14 protein-coding genes are annotated in these 18,600 nt (G+C 62.0%); all 14 read right to left on the bottom strand.

Annotation, left to right across the window (positions count from 1 at the left end):
• Positions 1 to 146 precede the first annotated feature (146 nt).
• On the bottom strand, positions 147 to 1,199 hold the full coding sequence (gene pseI / locus AC1DVH_RS01860; protein WP_477752403.1) for a pseudaminic acid synthase: 1,053 nt from the start codon (positions 1,197 to 1,199) through the stop codon (positions 147 to 149).
• Entirely contained in the window at positions 1,192 to 2,697 is a 1,506-nt protein-coding gene (gene pseG, locus AC1DVH_RS01855; RefSeq protein ID WP_477752402.1) for a UDP-2,4-diacetamido-2,4,6-trideoxy-beta-L-altropyranose hydrolase, read from the bottom strand. Before pseG ends, pseI begins: the two co-directional genes overlap by 8 nt.
• Complete coding sequence (pseF, locus tag AC1DVH_RS01850) at positions 2,694 to 3,401, bottom strand: pseudaminic acid cytidylyltransferase (RefSeq protein WP_477752401.1); 708 nt, start codon at positions 3,399 to 3,401, stop codon at positions 2,694 to 2,696. Before pseF ends, pseG begins: the two co-directional genes overlap by 4 nt.
• Complete coding sequence (locus AC1DVH_RS01845) at positions 3,398 to 4,018, bottom strand: pseudaminic acid biosynthesis-associated methylase (protein ID WP_477752400.1); 621 nt, start codon at positions 4,016 to 4,018, stop codon at positions 3,398 to 3,400. The genes pseF and AC1DVH_RS01845 overlap by 4 nt, the downstream gene beginning before the upstream one ends.
• Positions 4,018 to 5,208, bottom strand: coding sequence for a UDP-4-amino-4,6-dideoxy-N-acetyl-beta-L-altrosamine transaminase (pseC, locus tag AC1DVH_RS01840; protein WP_477752399.1), 1,191 nt, complete (start codon positions 5,206 to 5,208; stop codon positions 4,018 to 4,020). Before pseC ends, AC1DVH_RS01845 begins: the two co-directional genes overlap by 1 nt.
• 126 nt (positions 5,209 to 5,334) lie before the next feature.
• Positions 5,335 to 8,259 (bottom strand): glycosyltransferase family 2 protein, encoded by a 2,925-nt coding sequence (locus AC1DVH_RS01835; RefSeq protein WP_477752398.1) that lies wholly within the window; start codon positions 8,257 to 8,259, stop codon positions 5,335 to 5,337.
• Between the two features lie 52 nt (positions 8,260 to 8,311).
• On the bottom strand, positions 8,312 to 9,040 hold the full coding sequence (locus tag AC1DVH_RS01830) for a cephalosporin hydroxylase family protein (RefSeq protein WP_477752397.1): 729 nt from the start codon (positions 9,038 to 9,040) through the stop codon (positions 8,312 to 8,314).
• Positions 9,041 to 9,070: 30 nt separating this feature from the next.
• Positions 9,071 to 9,736, bottom strand: coding sequence for an acetyltransferase (locus AC1DVH_RS01825; protein WP_477752396.1), 666 nt, complete (start codon positions 9,734 to 9,736; stop codon positions 9,071 to 9,073).
• A complete protein-coding gene (locus AC1DVH_RS01820) occupies positions 9,733 to 10,854 on the bottom strand; it encodes a DegT/DnrJ/EryC1/StrS family aminotransferase (RefSeq protein ID WP_477752395.1) in 1,122 nt (373 codons plus the stop codon). The genes AC1DVH_RS01825 and AC1DVH_RS01820 overlap by 4 nt, the downstream gene beginning before the upstream one ends.
• The gene (locus AC1DVH_RS01815) at positions 10,851 to 12,077 is read right to left on the bottom strand and encodes a methyltransferase domain-containing protein (RefSeq protein WP_477752394.1); all 1,227 of its coding nucleotides are present in this window, start codon (positions 12,075 to 12,077) and stop codon (positions 10,851 to 10,853) included. The genes AC1DVH_RS01820 and AC1DVH_RS01815 overlap by 4 nt, the downstream gene beginning before the upstream one ends.
• Complete coding sequence (locus AC1DVH_RS01810) at positions 12,074 to 12,634, bottom strand: dTDP-4-dehydrorhamnose 3,5-epimerase family protein (RefSeq protein ID WP_477752393.1); 561 nt, start codon at positions 12,632 to 12,634, stop codon at positions 12,074 to 12,076. The genes AC1DVH_RS01815 and AC1DVH_RS01810 overlap by 4 nt, the downstream gene beginning before the upstream one ends.
• Complete coding sequence (gene rfbG / locus AC1DVH_RS01805; protein WP_477752392.1) at positions 12,631 to 13,713, bottom strand: CDP-glucose 4,6-dehydratase; 1,083 nt, start codon at positions 13,711 to 13,713, stop codon at positions 12,631 to 12,633. The genes AC1DVH_RS01810 and rfbG overlap by 4 nt, the downstream gene beginning before the upstream one ends.
• The gene (rfbF, locus tag AC1DVH_RS01800) at positions 13,695 to 14,468 is read right to left on the bottom strand and encodes a glucose-1-phosphate cytidylyltransferase (RefSeq protein WP_108218616.1); all 774 of its coding nucleotides are present in this window, start codon (positions 14,466 to 14,468) and stop codon (positions 13,695 to 13,697) included. The genes rfbG and rfbF overlap by 19 nt, the downstream gene beginning before the upstream one ends.
• A gap of 519 nt (positions 14,469 to 14,987) precedes the next feature.
• Positions 14,988 to 18,581, bottom strand: coding sequence for a glycosyltransferase (locus AC1DVH_RS01795; RefSeq protein ID WP_477752391.1), 3,594 nt, complete (start codon positions 18,579 to 18,581; stop codon positions 14,988 to 14,990).
• Positions 18,582 to 18,600 lie beyond the last annotated feature (19 nt).

The raw sequence follows: 18,600 nt of genomic DNA, 5'->3' as shown, positions 1-18,600 counted from the left end.
CCCAAGGCGACGGCCGGGAAGCGTAAAGGACCATCACTGAACCCGATAAAGGGTCAGGCGCCATCTTCCCGGTCAATACAATACAGTGAAGATGCCCGTTATGACTCGCAGGTCACGCTATTTTGCCGAATCAGCCCGGCAATGGGTCATTCGACCAACGACCAGTCCAGTGGTGTTCCACGCTTGATAGCCTGACGGGCACGGCGTTCCAGGAGGCTTTGCGCATGCTTGGGCGCCAGCCCGAGCCCCGGACGGATGGCTCGCAGATTTGTCGCATTGAAGGGCTCGCCAGCCGCCATGTCCTGGGTGACATACAACGATCGACGGTACACCAGGGATTGGCGCTCCGCCTCGGTGACGCCGTAATGTACGTGCCCCATGGCTTGCCAGGCGCGTTCGGTTTCGATCACCAGGCTGGCCAGCTCCGAGGGCTCCAGCGAGAAACTGGCGTCGACGCCACCGGCCGCACGCTCGAGGGTGAAATGCTTTTCCACCACCGTTGCGCCCAGTGCCACCGCCGCCACGGACACACCGACGCCCATGGAGTGGTCGGACAGCCCCACCTGGCAATCGAACAATTCGCGCAAATGCGGGATCGTGCGCACATTGCTGTTCGCGGGAGATGCCGGATAGGTGCTGGTGCATTTGAGCAGCACCAGATCCTTGCACCCGGCTTCGCGGGCGGCACGCACGGTTTCATCGAGCTCGGCGATGCTGGCCATGCCGGTGGAAATGATCAGCGGCTTGCCTGTTGCGGCCACCCGGCGTATCAGCGGCAGGTCGGTGTTTTCGAAACTGGCGATCTTGTAGGCCGGCACGTCGAGGCTTTCGAGAAAGTCCACGGCGCTCTCATCGAATGGCGTGGAGAACGCCAGCAGCCCCAGTTCTTTGGCGCGAGTGAAAATCGGCGCATGCCATTCCCAGGGCGTGTGGGCCTTCTCGTACAGCGCGTACAACGAAGTACCGGCCCACAGACTGTTGGGGTCCTTGATGAAAAACTCGCCTTCGGCCAGGTCCAGGGTCATGGTGTCGGCGGTGTAGGTCTGCAGCTTCAACGCATGGGCACCGGCCTTGGCCGCGGCCTCGACGATTTGCAGCGCCATGTCCAGGGACTGGTTATGGTTGCCGCTCATCTCGGCAATGATGAAAGGCGGCGCATCGGCACCGATCAGGCGCTCGCCAATCTTGAAGCTAGTCATCTGTGTGATCCTTCAATACGCGCGTGAACGCGCAGGCACTCTGGGTAAAACCGGCTTCGCGAAAGACCTTCAGCGACGGCTGGTTAGCGGGCAAGACCTGGGCCGTGAGTGACTGAAGTTCTGGCCAGTGGGCCTTCACAAAGGTTTCTCCACGGTCCAGCAGCGCCCTGCCCCAGCCCAGGCCGAACCGGCCTTCGAACAGGTAAATCGACACCTCGGCGGTAAAGCCACGCAGGTCATAACGCAGCACACCGACCGGACCGTCATCGGCCTCGGCAATCAACAACAGCCGCCGGGGATTGCTCAGGCTCGCCGTCAGCCAGTTTTGATGCGCAGGCCACTCGATCACGCCGGTCTCCAGCGACGAGCGGCGCACGGCCTCGGTGTTGCGCCCCTCGAACAACAGCTGCGCATCACCCAGGGTCGCCGGGCGCATCCTCAGCACCGCGCCGGCCAGCGCCGCCGCTACCCGCTGCGCGCCACGACCATCGACCAACAGTCGAGATTGTTGCGCCAGGCTCTGGCGCAAACCCTGGTTACCCGCGACAAAGCCAATGGCCAGGCGCAGCTGCTCGACGCTGACATGCTCGCGGGCCCCCATGAATACATGGGCGCCCGCGGCCGCCATCACCTCGCCGTTGGCCTGCTGGTTGTTCGATACGGCAATGCAAATCGTCGGCAGCCCCATGGCCGCCCGCTCCCAACTGGTGCCGCCACCCGCCCCGACAAACAGGTCGGCTTCGGTCATCAATCGATAAAAGTCGCTGACAAAACTGTGCAGGCGCCAATGCGGGCGACTCGCCGCCAACGCCTGCATCTGCGCCCAGGCCGGATTACCCGCACCGGCGACAAAATCGACTTCCAGCTCGGCAAAGTCCGCCAGCGCCAGCATCGCATGATGGGTCTGCATGGCTGCGTCGAAACCGCCGAAATTCACCAGCACATGCCGGGCCTGGGGCTTGATTTCGATGGCCGGGCAACGGAACTCGTCGCGCAGCATGGCAAACCGGGGGCCGAACAATGTCCGGCAGCCTGGCGCCAGCAACGACGCATAAGCTTCTGGCGTACCCGAAAGATTCTGGTTCAGCAGCAAATCGGCGCTGTAGGTCCGCGTGGCGAGGTCATCCACCACGGCGATCCGTGGCGAAAAGCGCCGGGCGGCCGTCTGCCAGTGATGATCGAGGCCGTAGTGGTCGACAATGATCCAGTCGAACGCCGGCTGGTGTTCCAGCAGCGGCTCGAGCGCGGCGATGTCCGCCTGCCATGGCAGCATGGATTCGATGGCTTGCTGCGGGTCTTCATCGGTGTAGCGCTCGGGCAGCGCGAAGGTTTCGAAACCTTCGGCCCGCAGTGCCTCCACTCGATGCCCCGGTAACAGGCGACAGGCAAAAGCCACGTGACTGCCCTGCCTGCGCAATACGCGGGCCAGGCACAGGCAGCGCGCGATGTGGCCGCTGCCGATGGTCGGCGAGGCGTCGGAACGAATCAGCACTCTCATTTCAGCTCACCTCCGGCTTTGAGCGCGGCATACAGGTACTCCGCGCGCGTCCAGTCTTCCGGTGTGTCGATGTCCTGCACCAGATGACGCGGCAGGATAACCGGCAGGCTGTACGGTGAATACAGCACCTCGCCACGCAGCCACGCATCGCTGCGGCCCCAGTAGAACTGGCCGGCATCCTGATAGGCGATCGACAAATCCTGGGAGCGGGTATCACGATACTGCGGATACAGTGCCGTCAATGCGCCGTGATCATCAAGGGTCAGGGCTCGCTGAACCGGGAAACCGAAGTCGCACACCGAGAAGGCGAACGACTTGTCGGGATGCTGTTCCAGCAGGTTCAGCCCCTGGGCAAGAAATCGCGATTGCAGCAACGGCGCGGTCGCGTAGATGCAGCAGGCGCGATCAAACGTCTCCCCTTGCTCACGCAGTGCTTGCAGGGCATGGGCGATCACCGCTGCGGTACCCGTGAAGTCATCGGCCAGTGCCGCCGGGCGCATGAAGGGCACCTGGGCGCCGCAGTCCCGCGCCAGCCCGGCGATGTCTTCGTCGTCGGTGCTGACCACCACCCGGGAAAACAACCCGGACTCCAGGGCGAGCTGAATCGAGCGGGCAATCATCGGCACACCGGCGAACGGCTTGAGATTCTTGCGCGGTATGCGTTTGCTGCCACCACGGGCCGGGATGATGGCGACGTTGTTCAACGGCGTTTTTCCAGGACAAACCAGGTGATGTCATCCACCGGGAATTGCCGATCGCGGTGGTAGCCAAAACCGTAATCGAGCAGTTGCAGGTCGTCATAGCGATCAAGCATTTCACCGGCAAAATCGCGCTTGAACAACTTGCCGCTGTTGCCACGATACGGGACCTCGACCGGCGCCGGGTTGTAGTACTCGGCGATCAGTATGTAGCGCTGGCTCAGCTCATACAGTTGCGCGTATGCGGCCGGCAGCAACTCCGGCGCCAGGTGAATCAGCACGCCTTTGCTCAGGGTCAGGTCGAAGGTACGTTCCCGGGGGAAATCGAACAGCGAACCGTGCCAGATCTGTGCAATACCCAACGCCCGGGCCGCGGCACAGGCACTGGCATTGATCTCCACGCCGAACAACTCGCAGCGTGGCAACAGCTGCCGCAGTGCCTGCAGGTTGTTGCCGGCATTGGTGCCCAGTTCCACCAGGCTGTCGATGCGCCCGACCCGTGTCAGCGCCTTGGCAAACAACGCCAGGTTAGCGGCCACCAGCGGCTGTCCGAGATTGCGATCAACGTACTGGTTGCCGAATTCGCCCTGCCAGAAAGCTTCCTGCTCGGTCAGTTCACGCATCACACATTTCCCACCCGCCGCAATGGCTGGATTATTTCGAAAAGCTGCCGCATCTGCTCGACCACATAGTCCTGTTCTTCATCACTGAGCAACGGGTACAACGGCAGGCTGATGGCTTCGGCGTAGTAACGTTCGGCCTGCGGAAAATCACCTTCGGCGAACCCGAGATCACGATAGTAAGGCTGCAAATGCACGGGAATGTAGTGCAGGTTCACCCCGACCCCGGCAGCTCGCAAGCCCTCGAACACCTCACGATGCGTGAGATTGATCTGATCGAGTTGCAGGCGCACCACATACAGATGCCATGACGACTCGGCCTCGGGTTGTGCAGCGGGCAAGGTCAGCGGCAAATACGCCAGCAAGCGCGCATAACGCGCCGCCAGTTCACGCCGACGCTCGATAAACTCATCCAGTTTGTTCAACTGCGACAAACCAAGGGCCGCCTGCAGGTCGGTAATGCGGTAGTTGAAACCGAGCTCCACCTGTTCGTAGTACCAGGGGCCGTGGCTGGGTCCGGTCATTTGCTGCGGATCCCGGGTCATGCCGTGGCTGCGCAAGCGTTGCAAACGCTCGGCGAGCTCCGGGCTGTTGGTCATGACCATGCCGCCCTCGGCACTGGTGATGATCTTCACCGGATGGAAGCTGAACACAGTCATCGCGGCAAACTCGCCACAACCCACCGGGCGCCCGGCGTAGGACGCACCAGCAGCATGGGCCGCGTCTTCGATCACGGTAAAGCCATAGCGCTTGGCCAGGGCGGCGATCCTGCGCATGTCGCAGCTCTGCCCGGAGAACGCCACCGCCACCAGGACTTTCGGCAGCCGGCCTTCACGCTCGGCCTGCTCCAGCTTGACGGCCAGCGCAGCGGCATCGAGGTTCCAGGTCAGCGGGTCGATATCGACAAAATCCACCTCGGCACCGCAGTAGCGACCACAGTTTGCCGAAGCGAGAAAGGTATTCGGTGTCGTCCACAGCCGATCGCCCGGGCCGAGCCCCGCCGCCAGGCAAGCGATGTGCAAGGCCGCCGTGGCATTGCACACCGCCACGGCAAAACCGGCCTCGCAGCGTTCGGCCATCGCTCGCTCGAAGCGCTCGATGGTCGGCCCCTGGGTCAGCCAGTCAGACTGCAATACACCGACCACGGCGTCGATATCCGCCTGATCGAGGCTTTGCCGAGCGTAAGGAATCATGCTGGCAACCAGGCACGCACCAGCGCGTCCCGGATGATCTGACGCCCGAACGAACCGGTCCGGCCTGCGATGAAAATCGAATTACCGTTGAACATGCCTTGAATCCCTTATACCTTTTCGCCGGGCCTAACCGAGCATCTGCGCCCAGTTCACCGAAGCACTTTCGCCCAGGGCAAAGCCCTTGCCGCTCAAGGCCAGGTTGGCGTTATAGGCCTGGTCCTGGGCAAAGGCTGGCGCCCACTTGTGACGCAGCGCATCGAGGGCCTGCGGCGCCTGTGGCACTGCACCCGAATGAATGACCTGTACCAGCGGCGTCCACACGGTGAGGTAACCGGCCTGACCGGCCCGCAAGCACAGATCGACGTCGCTCAAGCCGTCGGCGAAGGTCACGCTGTCCAGACCGTCCAGGTCGTCGAACAACGCTTTATGCACCATCAGGCACACCTTCGACACCGCCGAGTAGTTCTGCTCCATGGCCAACCGGTGCAGGTAACCTTCGGCGTCGTGTTTTTCCCCGACAAAGGCTGAGCCCACACCACCGTTCATGCCGAGAATCAGCCCGGCCTGGGTGACCTTGCCGTCGCGGTCGATCAACTTGGGACCGACCACGCCGACTTCCGGACGCTGGGCGTGATTGAGCAGCGACTCAAGCCAGTTCGGGTTGACCACTTCACTGTCGGCGGCCAACAGCACCAGGTACTCGCCCTGCGCCTGCTGGCTGGCCGCGTTGTACAACGCCGCGTCGCTGAGGGTCTGGTCGGCACGCAGCACGTTGACTTTCGGATGCTGGTAAGTACCCAGCCAATCGTTGACCTCGGCCGACTGATTGGGGTTGAGCGCGATCAGCACTTCGTACTGGATGTAGCGGGTACGCAGCAAGACCGCTTGCAGGCACTGTTGCAGGGCCGCCAGGTCATCCCCGGCCGGCAGGATGATCGACACCAGCGGGCGCTCGGTGTGGCGGTAGTCGATCTGATAAGTGCCAGGCACCGTCGAAGTGACCTTGGCCTTGTAGCCACGATTGCCCAGGTGACGCAGCAACGCCAGGCGCTCATCGGCGTTTTCTTCCAGCACCGGTGCCTGGCTGATCAGCAACGGCTCGTCCAGGTGGGCCAGCCCGTTGAGGCCACCCTGCTCGATGATGCGCAGCAGCAGGTCGAATTCCAGGGCCTTGCTGAAGTCAGGCTGGTAGCCGCCGACTTCAATGAACACTTCCCGGCGGATCAGCCAGTGACGCGCCATCAAGGCCGGCAGGCTTTGCAGCAAGTCAAGATTGAAGCCAGGGCGGAACACGTCCACCAGTGCGCCTTCGGCGGTGCGCAGGATTTCGTCGGTGGCGACGGCGCGGCAGTCTGCGGCGGCCAGCAATTCCAGGCTGGCACGCAACAGGCCACYGGCAGTGAACTCGTCGCCGGCTTCAGCCAGCAGCAGCCAGTCGCACGTCGATTGACGAGCACTCTGGTTCAGTTTGTCGACGTAGTTGCTTTGCGTGACCCGGACAAAGTGCAGGGTGTTCTGCGCCGTGGTCGCCGCCGGTGCTTCACCGGTGGTGAAGACCACAATCCTGAACGCCTTGCTGTGACCTTCGAGCAGGCTGTCGAGAGAGACTTGCAGCTTGTCGATATCGTTATCCAGGTCCAGCAGGAAGATCCCGAACTGTGGACCACCGTCGTTGGCCGCCAGGTGTTGGGCGATCGACTCAGCCTCAAGTGCATCGGGCTGACGGGGCGCAAGCCACTTGAGCAAACGACCGGAGAGCATCTTGTCGAACGTCGCACCGTTGCCCTCGACCGACACCGCGTCAAGACGTGCAGCCCAGTCGTTCAGGGGCTGCGCCTCTTCTTCTTCGCCCAGCAGTTCCAGCTGAGCCACCAGACGCTTGACCACCGTGCGGTTGAACACATTACTGTCGTGGGCCTGCCACAAACGGTCGACCACACTTTCCGGCGTGTCATTGTTACGCGCCAGCATCAGGCTCTGCTGGCGGGTCCAGATACCCTCCAGGCCTGCCAACTGAACGCGACCGGCCGGCATGGCGTGCAACAGGAATTCGAACTGGGTCAACTGATCGAAAAACTGCTGATTGTAGAACGGCATTTCGACGTATTGCTTGGGGCCGAAACGGCGCTCCGGGCCTTTCTCGACGCTCGTCCAGGCGGACTCGATAATCAGCTCGGTGGTCAGTGCGCGACCGGTGCGCAAGCTATCGGCCAGGGCTTCAAAACTTTGCAGCGCGAACTGTTTGCCTTGCTCCGGGTTCTCGCCTTGAACTTGAGTCGGCAGCCCGAAGAGGAACGCGGCAAAGGCTTCACGCTCGGCGACCGTCTTGGCATCGGTATGAGCCAGCGTGTGGAAGATCTCGGTGTTGTGGTCCGAATACCCGTAGTTCATCTCCCGCACGACATACGGGATCGGCAGAATCCGCGCCTTGCCCCGCGCCAGCATGTAATACGTGTGACCAATTTCCTGCCATTGGAAGGACGTATCCTGAGGCATGACCTGATACCAGTCACGTACCAGGTCGGTGCGCTGTACGGCATAAAAAGGCGGCAGGTACTGGTGCATATAATCGAGCACACGCTCCTCGGCGTGCTCGGACGAATAGTCTTCACAGACCTTTTTGTCACGCCGAAAGTAGCTGACGCTGTTGGGTTGCGACAGGTACATCATGCTGTAACCGTGGCACAGCCCGTAGTCGGGATTGGCCTCCATGAACGCCACGGCTGCGCGCAGGGCGTCATGCACATGGAAGTCATCGTCGGCGGCGAACACCATGAACGGCGTGGTCACTTGCTCCACGCCAAAAGCCAGCTTGGCGCGAACGCCCCAGTAGCCAAACTGCGGGACATGCTGGTAATCCACATTTTCAAACTGCCCGGCCAGGCTTGGCTGGCCTTCGGTCGAAGAGTCCAGCACCAGAATCCTGCAAGGCAAGCCGCTGTAGAAACGTGCCGCCCGGCGCAAAAATGCCGGCCGCTCGTGAGACATCAGCACCACGGTCAACTGTTCGTTGAGTGCCAACCCGTGTTCAGAATTGTTCTTGCCTTGCATACCTTTCCCCACAACGGCGTATCGCCGAAAAAACCCAACGATGTCTTGTCGATTACCGCACGCGACGCAAATAGCCATCCGGCGCGACGGTGATCAGCAGCTTGCTGTGAATGGCCTGGTCGATTTCAAAATCGCGGTTTTCTTCCAGATAGGCCCATACCGCAGTTTTCGGGTTGTCGCCCTTGCCCCACGGGCGGTCCGGGAAGGCGTCTTCGGGCATGTCTTCCACCACGGTATCCATCACCACGCAGTAGCTGCCTACCGAGGTCATCGGCGCATAGGCCCGCAGTTCTTCAAGCACATGCTCGTGGGTGTGGTTGGAGTCCAGAACCACCAGCACTTTCTTGCCTTCGACGCGCTGGCGAACCTGTTCGACAATCGCCGGATCGATACTCGAACCCTGGATCATCCGGATCCGCTTGCTCATCGGGTGCGCTTCGATTGCCTCACGGTTGTGCTGGCGGATATCGATGTCGACGCCCAACACTTCGCCGTGGCCGATCAGTTCCAGCATCGAGGCGTAAAACACCAGCGAGCCGCCGTGGGCGATACCGGTCTCGACGATGATGTCCGGCCGCAGCGCCCAGATGATTTCCTGCATGGCAACCATGTCCTGGGGGAACTGAATGATCGGGCGGCCCATCCAGCTGAAGTTGTAGGTGTACTTATGTCTGGCGGTCGTGCCAACCCAATCCAGCGACGTGGTTTGCAAGGCTTTGTCCTGTTGCAGGCCTTCGATGTTCTCTTTTACTTCTTCACGAAACTGCTCATGAGGATTCATTACAGACTCTCCGGAAATTAGTCGCGGTGGTTACTTGAAAACCCGACCGTCTTGAAAGGAAGCAGGATTGGTCTTGATGGTCCTGGCGGGGCTGCCCACCACAACCGCATAGTCTGGAACGTCTCTGGTCACCACGGCGCCCGCACCGATAGTCACCCAACGACCGATGCGCAATCGCGGCAGGATCGTGGCGTTGGTGCCGATAAAGGTGCCGTCACCGATCTCGACACAACCGGCAATGCAGACGCCCGGCGCCATGAACACCGAATGGCCGATCTGCCCTTCATGCCCGACCACGCTGCCGGCGCTGATACTGGTGTTGTCACCCAGGCTGACTTGCGCCTGCATGATCACGCCCTCTTGCAGATACGTGCCGACGCCCATCGTGATCATCGTCAGATCGATGCCCGGGTGGATGAAGTTACCCAGGCTGCCACCGGCCTCGACGATCTCGCAGGTGGTCCGGTAACGCAGCGCCGTGCTGCCAGTGATCAAATTGACAAAGCGTGTGTCGGGGCCTTTCAGCTCTGCCACCTTGTCGGTACCACCCACCACCGGCACGCCATGAAACAGCGTGCCTTGTTTCGCCGGATCGTTATCGAGAAAGGCGAATTGCACGTCCGGCTGGGTGCGTTGCAGGGTGAGGATCATCCGTACCGCTTCAGGATTGGCCGCCCCCAGCAGGTAAACCTTCATAGCCGGGTCCTTTTGAGTACCAGCGCGCGCAGCACCTCGATGACCCGGTGCTGATCGTCATCGGTCATGTCGTGGTAACTCGGCAGATTGATCGCGCGTTCCGGCAGCGCATGCGCCACGGGTGAGTCGGCCGTCAGTTCGCTGAACATCGGCAAGGACGACAGCGGCCAGAAGAACACCCGCGCGTCGATATCGGCGGCCTGGAAGGCGGCGCTCAACATGTCCCGCGTGATCCCCAGCTCGCGGTCAAAGACCACGGTAGGCATCCAGTAACCGTTGCGCGCGTGTTCCGGTTCAGGGTTCATGGACAAGCCCGGCAATGCAGCCAGGGCGCCGGCGTAGTTGGCGAAGATCGCACGCTTGCGCTCGATCAACTCGTCGATCCGCTCAACCTGCGCGCAACCGACGGCGGCTTGCAGGTTGCTCATCTTGTATTTGAAACCGAGGAAATCCGGCCAGAACTGTTTGCTGCTGCCGGCCACGCGGCCATGGTTGGACAGGGTCAGTACGCGGTCATACAGGGCCTTGTCCGACGTCACGAAGATGCCGCCTTCGCCGGTGGTCATGGTCTTGGTGCCATGAAAGGAAAACGCGCCGAACGCGCCCAGGGAACCGGCGGCCTGACCGCGCCACTGCGAGCCAATCGCCTCGGCGGCGTCTTCGATGACCGGCAGGCCAAACTCGCGACCGATGGCCAGCAACGCATCCATGTCGCAGAGATTGCCGTAGAGGTGCACCGCCAGAATCGCTTTGGTTCGTGGGGTGATCGCCTGGCGAACCTGCTGCGGGTCGAGGCACCAGCTGTCGGCCAGCACGTCGACGAACACCGGCGTCGCGCCCAGATAGGTGATGGGCGCGGCCGAGGCGATCCAGTTGGTATCGGCGAGGATCACCTCATCGCCGGCACCGATGCCCAGCGCCGCCATGCCCATGTGCAGCGCGCCGGTGCAACTGGACGTTGCAATCGCGTACGTCGCACCCAGGTGCTCGGCAAAGGACTTTTCGAAGCGTGTCAGGTACTCGTAGCAACGCTCTCCCCAACCATGGCGGACGGCATCGAGCACGTAGTCAGCTTCCAGCTCACCGACACTGGGTTTGGTGTAATGAATTCGGCTCATCGAATGATCAACTCGGGAATGGCAATGACAAAACGACCGTCCCATGCACGAATGCCGGCAAAGGCCTGGGTGATCTCATCCAGCAGGTTCCACGGCAGTACCAGCACGTAGTCCGGCTTCTCGATGTCGATCTGTGCCGGCGACACGATCGGAATGCGGCTGCCGGGCAGGTACTTGCCTTGCTTGTGCGGGTTGGCATCGGCCACCCAGGCCAGCAGGTCCGGCTTGACCCCGGCGTAGTTGAGCAAGGTATTGCCCTTGGCGGCGGCGCCGTAACCAACCACGCGTTTGCCATCGGCCCTGGCCTGCAACAGGAAGCGCAGCAGATCATGCTTGATGCGCTCGGCGGCGGGCGCCAGGGTCGCGTAGAACCCAGGGGTTTTCACCCCGGCGACGAGTTCGGCCTGCAGCTGTTGCCGGACCGCCGGTTGCACTTCGCGACGCTCGCCGTCCAGGCGCTGGACGAACACTCGCAGCGAGCCGCCATGGGTCGGGAGCTGACTGACGTCGAACACTTGCAGGCCATTGCGCTCGCACAAGGTCTGCACAGCGGTCAGCGACAGGTAGGAATAATGCTCGTGGTACAGCGTGTCGAATTGCTGACCGGCCATCAGGGTCAGCAACTGCGGGAATTCGAAGGTCGCCACACCCGTCGGCTTGAGCAGGGTCGCGAAACCGCCGAGAAAATCATTGATGTCCGGGACGTGGGCCAGCACGTTGTTGGCGGCCATCAGGTCGGCGCCCCAGCCTTCACTTTTCAGCTGCGCGGCGGTGTCGCGACCGAAAAACACTTCACGAATCTCCAGGCCTTTTTCCCGCGCCGCTTGCGCGGTGCTGCGGGTCGGCTCGACGCCCAGGCAAGGGATGCCGCGCCCGGCCACGTACTGCAACAGGTAACCATCGTTGGCCGCGATTTCCACCACGCGGCTGTCGGCGCTCAGGCCAAAACGCTCGACCATCTCGGCCACATAACGCTCGGCATGGGCCAGCCAGGTACTGGAGAACGAACTGAAATAAGCGTACTCGGCATCGAACAGGCTATCGGCGCTGGTGTAATCCTCGGTTTGCACCAGCCAGCATTGCTGGCACACGGCAACCTTCAGCGGCACCCATTGTTCGGCCTGCTCCAGTTGGTCGACACGCACGTAGGCATTGGACGGCGGCGAGGTGCCCAGGTCGATCAGCGGCAGGGTCAGCGCAGTGGCGCAACCACGGCAGTTCATAGACGCACTCCGGCGAAGTGTTCATCGAGCGCTGGATGACTGGCATCGCGCACCGACAGATTATTGACAGGCAGCGGCCAGGCAATCGCCAGCCGTGGATCGAGCACCGACAAACCGCCTTCGTGTTCCGGCGTGTAGTCGTTGCTGTGCAGGTAAAGCAGCTCGGCGTCGGCGCTCAGGGTCTGGAAGCCATGGGCGAACCCGGCCGGAATCAACAGGCTGCGGCCATCGCCGGCACGCAGGTGTTCGGCATGCCAGTGCAGGAAGGTCTCGGAGTCGGGACGCAAATCCACCGCGACATCCCAGACTTCACCGCGCAGGCAGGAGATCAACTTGGCTTCCGGCGCGCGGGCATTCTGGTAATGCAGGCCACGCACGCTGCCGCGTTCGCGGGTGCAGGAGTGATTGATCTGGCGGATATGAAACGCCTGGCCAAATGCACCGAGGCTGCCTTCGCAAAACAATCGGGAAAAGTGCCCGCGCTCGTCCTCGAAGCGTTTGTGCTGCACGTTGAACAGACCGCTCAGCGGCAATGCCTTCAGCAGAAATTCACTCACAGCGCGCCTCGGTACAGGTTCAATTGCGCCAGAGTGATGGCACGCATGTCATCGCCGTTCTGCCACGCCAGATGCCAATCCAGGGTTTGGGTCAGGCACTGCTGCAACGACCAGCGCGGTTGCCAGCCGAGCAATTGACGGGCGCGACTGCTGTCCAGGCGCAGCAGGCCGGCCTCATGCAAATCACTCGGTTCGATGCGCAGCCCGCGTGCCTGCGGCCAGCGGCTGGCGAGCAGTTCGACCACTTCACCGACGCTGCACATGTCCGCATCGAGGGGACCGAAGTTCCACGCCCCGGCGAATTGCGGGCCTTGCTCATACAGGCCGGCAGCCAGTTGCAGATAGCCGGCCAAAGGTTCCAGCGCGTGTTGCCATGGGCGCACCGCCTGCGGGTAACGCAAGGTCACCGGTTCATCCGCCGACCATGCCCGCAGCACGTCGGGAATCAACCGCTCCGGGGCAAAATCGCCACCACCGAGTACGTTGCCGGCACGGGCCGTGGCCAACGCCAGACCATGCTCGGCATGCTTTTCAGGCGCAAAGAATGAGGCGGCATAGGATTGCGCCAACAACTCGCAGCAAGCCTTGCTGCTGCTGTAGGGATCGTGACCGCCCAACGCTTCGTTTTCGCGGTACGGCCACAGCCATTCCTGGTTGGCGTAAACCTTGTCGGTGGTCACCAGCACGCAGGCACGCACGCCACCGACCTGACGGATCGCTTCGAGCAGGTTGAGCGTGCCCATGACGTTGCTGGAGTACGTGCCCAACGGGTCGCGATAACCTTCGCGCACCAGCGGCTGCGCCGCCAGGTGCAGGACGATTTCCGGCCGGGTCTCGGCGATCAGCTCCAGCAAAGCGCCCAGGTCACGCAAGTCGCCGCGCTGATCGTTGATGCCTTCATGCACCCGCGCCAGTTCGAACAGACTCGGCTCGGTGGACGGGTCGAGGGAAAACCCGCTGACTTCGGCACCCAGGCTTTGCAGCCACAACGTCAGCCAACTGCCCTTGAAACCGGTGTGGCCGGTGACCAGCACCCGCTTGCCGCGCCAGAATTGCGGGCTCAGTCCCATTGCTTCCATGGGGCCTCCCCGCTCTGCCACAACGCCTCGAGGTGGTTCTTGTCACGCAGGGTGTCCATCGGTTGCCAGAAACCGTCGTGCTGGAACGCCATGAGCTCGCCGCGCTCGGCCAGGCCATCCAGCGGACCGGACTCCCACGAGGTGTCGTCGCCGTCGATCAACGGCAGCACCTTGGGCGACAGGACAAAGAACCCGCCATTGATCCAGCCACCATCACCGCGAGGCTTTTCGGTGAAACCCAGGACCTTGTCGCCATCGCGATTAAGCGCGCCGTAGCGGCCGGGTGGCTGTACCGCGGTGACGGTCGCCAGTTTTCCGTGCTGGAGATGGAAATCCACCAACGCGCCAATGTTGAGGTCCGACACGCCGTCGCCGTAGGTAAAGCAGAACGCCTGTTCGTCTTCGAGGTAGCGTCGGGCGCGGCGCAAACGGCCGCCGGTCATGGTCTCTTCCCCGGTGTCGATCAGCGTGACGCGCCATGGCTCGCTGTAGTTCTGGTGAACATCCATGCGGTTGTTGCACATGTCGAAGGTGACGTCGGAGGTGTGCAGAAAGTAGTTGGCGAAAAAGTCCTTGATCGCATAGCCCTTGTAGCCAAGGCAGATCACGAAATCGTGGATCCCGTGAGCGGAGTACTGTTTCATGATGTGCCAGAGAATTGGCTTGCCGCCGACCTCGATCATTGGCTTGGGCTTGAGGTGCGACTCTTCGCTGATCCGCGTACCCAGGCCACCCGCCAAAATAACTGCCTTCATCCCCTTCCTCTCTTGTTCGTCACAGGGCTCAGCCAAGCTGTATCAAGCTTTTGCGGGCCATCCGGGTTAAACCTGCCGCCGTTCAGGGCACGTCCGGGCTCACCGGAAGTGCTCGTTTTATGGCGATATGAGGGGGACTTGCAGGAAACGCGCCAGCTCTTTCAATCCGTTGCCGGGCGATGCGCTGCGGGGGGGGGGGTTGTAGGAGCCGGCTTGCTGGCGATGGAGTCGAGTGCGCTGCGTTTATCCATGTTACCCGCGTTATCGTTCGCGACCATCGCTGGCAAGCCAGCTCCTACAGGGGACTGCGTTTATTCAGGCTTTCCGCGTTATCGTTGGCGACCATCGCCAGCAAGCCGGCTCCTACAGGGGACCGCGTTTATTCATGTTTGCCGCGTTATCGTTGACGACCTTCGCTGGCAGGCCAGCTCCCACAGGAGGCCATGCCTAAACCGGTCCAAGCAAAAAAAAGGCAGGCGACTTGACGTCGCCTGCCTTTGCGCGGAACACCTTGAACGATCAGTCCGCCAGCCAGCCATTTTCCCAGTAGCGTAAATTGTCGCCGCGCAGCACGTAGTCACGCAGCACGATCTCGCGCAACTCATCGCCCATGCGATAGCTGGCGTCCGGATCGGCCAGGTGCATGCGGATCGCTTGCAGCCATTCATCCGTGGAGTTGGTCTTGATCCGGGTGCACGGCAGGTAGCCGCGATAGGCTTCGGTGTCGGTGCAGATCACCGGGTAACCGCAAGCGCCATACTCCAGCAGGCGCAGGTTGCTCTTGCAGTCGTTGAAGATGTGGAATTCCAACGGCGCCAATGCCAGATCCAGGTTCAGGCTGGCCAGCTTGGCCGGGTAGACATCCAGCCCGATCACCCCATGAAACTCATGCATGTACGGGCGCAGATCGTCCGGGCACATGCCGAAGAACACCCAGTCGACTTCATTGGCCAGTTCGCGAACCACATCGGCGATCACCGCCAGGTCACCGTGGTGGCTGGTGCCGCCGCCCCAACCGACCCGGGGCTTTTTCGAGGTTCTGCGCTGACTGCGCAGATCGGTCCACAGGTGCGACGCCAACATGTTGGGCACCACGCGAATGTCCTGATGCATGTCCGACAGCGCGTTACCCAGCGGCTCGGTGGAGACCACCACGCGATCGCACATGCCGATGGCGCGCCGCACCAGTTTTTCCATTTCGTCCTTGCCCGGCATATTGCGGATATGCGCATTGCGGTGCGGAACGTTGATCACGAAGTCATCCAGCTCATAGATACGCCGCGCGCTGGAGTATTTTTGCAGGCTCGGGATTTCGTTGATCGGACCTTCGGAATAGCGCCCCTGCAGGATGATCACGTCAGGCGAATGACGCTCGACTTCGATGATGGTCGGCAGGTTGTAATGAATGCGCCCGTGCGCCCTGCCGGCGGCTTCCAGTTCGATCAGCGGCTGAGTGACCCGGTAGTGGCCAATGGCAGATGCGTTGACCGGCAACGCGAGAATCTTCGGCAGCTGCGCCCTGGAAAACGGACTCCAACCGGATCGCAGGCCGGGCTCGAGACTGAAACTCGCCCCACCCAAACCCTGCAGCGCCAGGTTGGCGTTGTAGGCCGGATCACGGGCCACGATCGGCAGCCAGCGCTTATAGAAAACTTCCTGCTCCTGCTCGCTTCGAGCCTGGTCACCTTCTTGCGCGAGCATCGCCGGCTGCGCACCCAACGCCAGTTGCGCGTGAGGCGTCCAGACCACCAGATAACCTTCCTGACCGACGCGCAAACACAGGTCCACTTCGTTGAGGGACTGCGCCAGGCCCTGCTCATCCAGGCCACCGACTGCATCAAAGACAGACTTGCGTACCATCAGGCAATCACCGCCGACGGCACTGAAATTGTGAGCGACCTGCAAGCGGTACATGTACCCCGCCGCCTGCAGCGTCTCACCATGGAATGGCACGCCGGCCGGCCCTTGCAACCCGAGTATCAGGCCGGCATGCAGCACGCGGCCATCCGGGTTGAACAGTTTGGCGCCTACCACGCCGACTTCCGGACGTTGTGCATGATTGAGCAGCTCGCCCAGCCATTCGCCCTGGGTGATCACCGTGTAGGGATTGAGTATCAGGACGTAGTCGCCAGCGGCCTGCTGCGCGGCGAAATTGCGCACCGCCGCCGCATTACCCTGCAACTCGCAGCGCAGCACCCGGACCCGCTCGCTGCCCAATTGCGCCATGCCGGCGAACCAGTCGAGCGCCTCGGCGCTCTCGCTGCCGTTGTCCACCAACAGCAACTCGTATTCGCCGTAGACCGTTTTCTCCAGCAGACTCTCGACACAACGTTGCAATGCCAGGGTCTGGTCCTTGCTGACAATCACGATCGACACCAGCGGCCGATCAGCATGCCGATAGTCGACTCGATTGAGCAGCGCCGAGCTGCCCTCACGGATGTCATGGGCGACACCCAGGCGCTGCAAGTGCGCCTCGAGCAACCGCGGATTGGTGTCCATCACTTGCGGCAGCGACAGCCATTTGGCCAGGTCGAACGCCGACTCCAGCAGCACCTCCGAAATGTGCCCGACCACGTGCGTGCCGCCTTGCTCGACCATTCGCCACATCACATCGTGTGGCGCCAGTTCGCCGTACACCGAATCGAAACCGCCCAGCGCCAGGAATTGCTCGCGCTCGAACGCCAGCGCTCGCCCTACGTAGGGATAGCTGCGCATCAGGTCCAGGTTGAAGTCTGGCTTGAATGCAGGTTCGGCCGACTCACCCTGATGCAAGCCACCTTCGTCGCTGTACAGGCAAGTCAGCGTGCGCGACAACGCAATCCGCTCAGCCATGACCAGCAAGGCCGGCGCCACCAGACGATCACCGGCGCGCAGCAGATAGAACCAGCCAATGCCTTCCAGTTGCGGCAACAGGGCGTTGATCTGCTGCTGCCAATCGTCCTGCAACGGCAAGCGGAACACACGCTCATCCAGCACTGCCTCTGTGCACGATGCCGACAGCACCAGCGTCAGTTCAGGGGCGTAATCCTGATCCGCCAGCGATTGCAGAGTGAGCTCCAGCGCCGAACGGCTGCCTTGCTCATCGATGATGACCGGAACGATTTTGGGCCGGGTTGGCCAAGCCTCCAGCGTATCCGCCAGCAACTCGCGCTGACCGTCGGTGAGCGTGCGGCACGCCAGCCACTGGGCATACAGTTGCGCGAAGCTGACACTGGCGATGCCGACATGCCAATCCTGGGTGGTCTGCTTGGTGCCCAGGGTCCTGCTCAGCGGCAACTCTTCCCAAACCCGCGGTGTCTCCTCCACGTTGCTCAGAGGCACATAGCGCACCCAACCCTGGGCCGGCGCAGATTCGCCGCCACGGGCCTTGAGCATCTGCGACAGCCACTGCCGCTCGGTTTCGGCCGCGTCCTTCATCGACTGCTGGCCGCTCAGCCGCTCGGGGTACAGGCGCTCGACGCCGAGCACATGATTGGACACCGCCAGATTGCCGCGCCGCATCAGGCAGACGTACAAGGCAAAATCGAGGGTCGCGACGAAGCAATGGCCGGGCTGCGTCAGTGCCGGGAACAGTTCGAGCACGTCAGCCCGCCGGAACATCGCGTTGCTGAAGCCGCCGAGGATGTTGACCGGGAAGTTTTCGAAGATCGCCAGCAGGTCCTCGCCCTTGAACACTCCGCCCACCGGGGACAGCGGAGTGTTCTCCAGGCGCGACGGCAGCGGCATGTCGTCGGCATCCCACAGCAGGCGCTGGGCCACGACCAGATTGACGTCGGCACAATCGATCAGCACCTGGGCCTGACGCTCGATGCAGGCCGAAAACAACTGGTCGTCATCACACAGAAACTTGATGTACTCGCCTTGCGCCACTTCCAGGCAGGCTTGCAGGTTACCCACCAACCCCAGGGTGCGCGGGTTACGCACATACCGCACGGTCGCGCCCTGCTCAACCACCGAAGCCACGAAGTCTTCGATCTCGTGACCGCGACTGTCATCGCAAACGATGATCTCCAGGTTGCCGTAGCTCTGGTTCACAGCCGTGTGCAAGGCACGACCGAAAAAGCGAGGATTGAAGGCGGGAATGACCAGGCTGACAAGCGGAAGTGAATTCACGGCAGGCTCACAGGCGGTG

Source organism: Pseudomonas sp. P4_C3, assembly GCF_056402075.1.
This window is presented reverse-complemented; position numbering and strand designations above follow the sequence as displayed.

Coding starts and splice junctions, on each gene's coding strand:
- pseI (WP_477752403.1), bottom strand. CDS start 1,199: ATGACTAGCTTCAAGATTGGCGAGCGCCTGATCGGTGCCGATGCGCCG.
- pseG (WP_477752402.1), bottom strand. CDS start 2,697: ATGAGAGTGCTGATTCGTTCCGACGCCTCGCCGACCATCGGCAGCGGC.
- AC1DVH_RS01845 (WP_477752400.1), bottom strand. CDS start 4,018: ATGCGTGAACTGACCGAGCAGGAAGCTTTCTGGCAGGGCGAATTCGGC.
- pseC (WP_477752399.1), bottom strand. CDS start 5,208: ATGATTCCTTACGCTCGGCAAAGCCTCGATCAGGCGGATATCGACGCC.
- AC1DVH_RS01830 (WP_477752397.1), bottom strand. CDS start 9,040: ATGAATCCTCATGAGCAGTTTCGTGAAGAAGTAAAAGAGAACATCGAA.
- AC1DVH_RS01825 (WP_477752396.1), bottom strand. CDS start 9,736: ATGAAGGTTTACCTGCTGGGGGCGGCCAATCCTGAAGCGGTACGGATG.
- AC1DVH_RS01820 (WP_477752395.1), bottom strand. CDS start 10,854: ATGAGCCGAATTCATTACACCAAACCCAGTGTCGGTGAGCTGGAAGCT.
- AC1DVH_RS01815 (WP_477752394.1), bottom strand. CDS start 12,077: ATGAACTGCCGTGGTTGCGCCACTGCGCTGACCCTGCCGCTGATCGAC.
- rfbG (WP_477752392.1), bottom strand. CDS start 13,713: ATGGAAGCAATGGGACTGAGCCCGCAATTCTGGCGCGGCAAGCGGGTG.
- rfbF (WP_108218616.1), bottom strand. CDS start 14,468: ATGAAGGCAGTTATTTTGGCGGGTGGCCTGGGTACGCGGATCAGCGAA.